Raw genomic sequence first — 4,226 nt, forward strand, 5'->3', positions numbered from 1 at the left:
AAACTTATCACCTGCCACCTATCACCTTTTTGAATACTTCTCAAAAACTACTAAATCAGCTTTGAGAAAATCAACAAATTGTCGTGCCGAAAACCCATCCGAAAATCTAAATTCTCTGCTAAATTCTTACCGAATAATTAATAATTAGTAATTATTAATTAAATCACTCAGCTTTATTAGCTTCCCCTTTCAAGGGGAAAAAATTTATTTTTTTGTCGTTGGTTAATCCTCTCCTTTTTAGGGAGAGGTAATTATCAATTATCAATTATCCATTATCCATTAATGAATTATTTCTTTCCACTTTGTGCTGCTACTTCTTCAGCAAAATTACTTTCTTGTTTCTCAATACCTTCTCCTAAAACAAATCGAGTAAAACGACGTACTTGAATATTTTCACCTAACTGAGCAATAGTATTTTTGACCAACTCCGCCACTGTAATATTTTGGTCTTTAATATAAGGCTGATCCATTAATGTTAATTCTTTCAACCGCTTTTCTATTCTTCCCTGAACTATTTTTTCCCTAATATTTTCCGGCTTTTTACTGAGGTCTTCTCTACCCATTTCTATAGATTTTTCACTCTCCACAAATGCAGTAGGAACATCATCAACTGATACATATTCTACCTGTGGACAAGCTGCTATTTGCATAGCAATATTTTTCACTAAATCTTTGAATGCCTCATTCCGGGCAACAAAATCTGTCTGACAGTTTACTTCTACTAAAACACCAATTCTGCTGCCTGTATGAATATAACTCTCAACCAGTCCCTCTGCTGCTACTTTACCCTCAAGTTTTCCTGCTGAAGCAATACCTTTTTGTCTGAGCCATTCTGTAGCTTTATTAATATCACCATCAGTTTCTTTCAGGGCTTTTTTGCAGTCCATCATACCTGCGCCTGTTTGTTCGCGCAACTCTTTAACTAACTTTGCAGATATTTCCGCCATCTTTCATTATTTCCTTTACTTGCAGTACAATTTAATTATTATAGAGTTGTCGCTAAAGATTTTGAAAAAATCTTCCATATATCCATATACTAGAGATAGAAATTAGTGAACTACCAAATAGCTAAAAGAGCTTGTTTCTTGGTTCTGGTAATTGAATGGTTGATTTTTCTATAGGAGGAGTCCTCTGTTTTATCCTTTAATTTACTAATGATATTGGCATTGGTAAATCAAGAGATAAATCTCTGGGAACAAATAAATCCAATCTTTTAGTTTCTTTCTATAATTTCTCTTTCTCCAAGCCTACAATTCATCCCATAAATATGCACCAATATGATACCACTGATGGTGGTGCATTATGATTATTTTACTCATAAGGCAAGATAGTAAGAGTATCTTGCTTCATTCCTAATAATTGCTCATCGCTACATAGCATATACTATAGCAATCCTCGGCATATTCGTGGCAAAAATCTTACTGCTTTTTAGGGAACAGGGAATAGACAGGAGTTTCAACTTTTTTATTTACTTTTTAATTTATCACAACCTATGCACGGATTGCTATATGTACGACAACACTCTCTTTGCCTTTTTTGTTTGAGCTATTCTAGAGCCTTATTCATACTACCATTATTTTCTTTTAGGGATTTTTTACACTAGATTATACCTGCCCTTATCTTTTCCCACAGTTATTTAACTAACTTTACAGATTTTCCACTATCTTTTTCCCAGTTTGTGCTGCTACTTCTTCAGCAAAATTACTTTCTTGTTTTTCAATACCTTCTCCTAAAACAAACCTAATAAAACGACTTACTTGTATTTTTTCACCTAACTGAGCGCTAGTTTCTTTAATCAAATCTTCTACTGTCTTATTTTGGTCGCGGATAAAAGGTTTATCCATCAAAGTTAACTCTTTTAACCGCTTTTCTATTCTTCCCTGAACTATTTTTTCTCTAATATTTTCCGGCTTATTACTCAGGTCTTCTCTACCCATTTCTATAGATTTTTCACTTTCTACAAATTCCGTGGGAATATCATCAACTGAAATATATTCTACCTGTGGACAAGCTGCTATTTACATAGCAACATTTTTAACTAATTCTTTGAATGTCTCATTCCTGGCCACAAAATCTGTGTCACAGTTTACTTCCACTAAAACACCAATTCTGCCACCAGTATTAATATAACTCTCAACTAATCCTTCTGGTACTACTGGTATTGGAGGGCAATAATCAAGAAATTTCTGTTTCAGCCATTCTGTAGCTTTATTAATATCCCCATTAGTTTTTGTCAGAGCCTTTTTGCAGTCCATCATANAATATAACTCTCAACTAATCCTTCTGGTACTACTGGTATTGGAGGGCAATAATCAAGAAATTTCTGTTTCAGCCATTCTGTAGCTTTATTAATATCCCCATTAGTTTTTGTCAGAGCCTTTTTGCAGTCCATCATACCAGCGCCAGTTTGTTCACGCAAATCTTTAACTAACTTTGCCGATATTTCCACCATCTCTTTTCATTTATTATTTGAGTTTCCTAACTCCAGGTAGGATTTTTAGAAATAATTTACGCTTTATTTTATCCCCAAAAATCCCACCTATCCTACTCAAAAATATTGCCGGAGTTTGTTATTCTTCTTCCTGACTTTCCTCTGATGATTCCTCTTGATTAGTATCATCTAAGTCAAAATCTCCTTCAGCTCCCTCATAATCATCTTCATAATCTTCGTAATCTTCATAGTCTTCTTGATAATCTGTTTCGAGTTGACCATGACGACCTTCATAAATAGCATCAGCCAATTTGCCTAATATAAGTTTAATTGACCGAATAGCATCATCATTTGCCGGAATCGGAATATCTACTTGAGTAGGGTCACAATTTGTATCTAATAAGGATACAATCGGAATATCCAACTTCTGACATTCTTGAACAGCATTATACTCTCGTCGCTGGTCCACCATAATTACCCCATCAGGGAGGCGACGCATATTTTTAATCCCACCCAGATATTTTTGTAGTTTAGCCATTTCACGACGAAGCACTGAAGCTTCTTTTTTCGGCAATAAATCTAGTGCCCCACTATTCTCACGACGCTCCAGGTCTTTCAATCTTTCTACACGAGTCTTAATAGTAGTCCAGTTGGTTAGCATTCCACCCAACCAACGTTGGTTAATATAATAACCTCCGCATCTAGTGGCTTCTTGAGCGATAATACCAGCAGCTTGACGNATTTCACGACGAAGCACTGAAGCTTCTTTTTTCGGCAATAAATCTAGTGCCCCACTATTCTCACGACGCTCCAGGTCTTTCAATCTTTCTACACGAGTCTTAATAGTAGTCCAGTTGGTTAGCATTCCACCCAACCAACGTTGGTTAATATAATAACCTCCGCATCTAGTGGCTTCTTGAGCGATAATACCAGCAGCTTGACGCTTGGTACCAACGAATAAGAATTTTTTTCCTTGTTCTGAGGCCGTTCTGATATAATTATAGGCTTCATCCATTAATTGAGCTGTTTGAACCAGGTCAATTATATGAACACCATTACGCTCAGTAAAAATATACTGGGACATTCTTGGGTTCCAGCGACGGGTCTGATGCCCAAAGTGGACTCCTGACTCTAATAATTGAGCCAAACTAACAACTGGCATATTTTAATCTCCTATTCGGGTTAATCCTCCATCCAGGTGTATTCCCACAGATTAAAAATCTGTAGAACACCCGATTACCCAGATGTGCGATTTTAGACAACTTTTCTAGCTTAACATATTATGGAACAGATTTAGCAGAGAAGATAACTAGGGTTTGCTGAAAAAGTCTTTTAGTAGTGGTAGGAGTCAGGAATTTTAGGGGCGATTTCCGTGCCGGAATGCTCCTAATTACGCGAATCGCCCCTACAGGAGAAATGGGGAATTTAGAAGAGGTAGTCGGAAGAATAGTAAGAGTGATTTTTCTCTAAATATTGAGCAAAAAANTCGGATTTATTTTGCAAGCCCTAATTAATAATTAACAATTTATAGCAATCCTAAATTGGTCGTGAAAAATAAAAAATTAGATACAAAACTTGAAACTATTGCCTGTTCGCTCAAAGCGTTCAATAATGGATAATGTAAATTGATAATTACCTCTCCCTCAAAGCAAAAGGATTGAATAAAAGGAATATTTTTTTTGTTTCTCTTTGAAAGGAGAGGCTTTATACCATTTCTCAAAAACTTTTCTACATTTTGTTGAGTAGGGGAGTAGGGGAGTAGGTAGAGACGTTTAGCGTTCCGCACAACTCCGTT

Annotated in this window: 2 protein-coding genes and 3 pseudogenes; all 5 read right to left on the minus strand. The window is 35.9% G+C overall.

Features of this window, described 5'->3' with window-relative positions; translation table 11 throughout:
- Positions 1–287 precede the first annotated feature (287 nt).
- Positions 288–947: a translation elongation factor Ts gene (gene tsf, locus AFK68_RS07795; protein WP_094672264.1), complete on the minus strand. Its 660-nt coding sequence runs from the start codon at positions 945–947 to the stop codon at positions 288–290.
- Positions 948–1,646: 699 nt separating this feature from the next.
- A pseudogene (gene tsf, locus AFK68_RS07800) lies at positions 1,647–2,258 on the minus strand (translation elongation factor Ts).
- A gap of 2 nt (positions 2,259–2,260) precedes the next feature.
- Positions 2,261–2,452, minus strand: a pseudogene (locus tag AFK68_RS41250) (elongation factor Ts); the annotation flags it as partial.
- Positions 2,453–2,570: 118 nt separating this feature from the next.
- A partial coding sequence (rpsB, locus tag AFK68_RS38360) for a 30S ribosomal protein S2 (RefSeq protein WP_210407285.1) occupies positions 2,571–3,170 on the minus strand: 600 nt, incomplete at its 5' end.
- 1 nt (position 3,171) lies between these two features.
- Positions 3,172–3,593: pseudogene (gene rpsB / locus AFK68_RS38365) on the minus strand (30S ribosomal protein S2); the annotation flags it as partial.
- Between the last annotated feature and the right edge of the window lie 633 nt (positions 3,594–4,226).

Source organism: Hydrocoleum sp. CS-953 (assembly GCF_002260545.1).
Classification (GTDB): Bacteria; Cyanobacteriota; Cyanobacteriia; order Cyanobacteriales; family Microcoleaceae; genus Trichodesmium.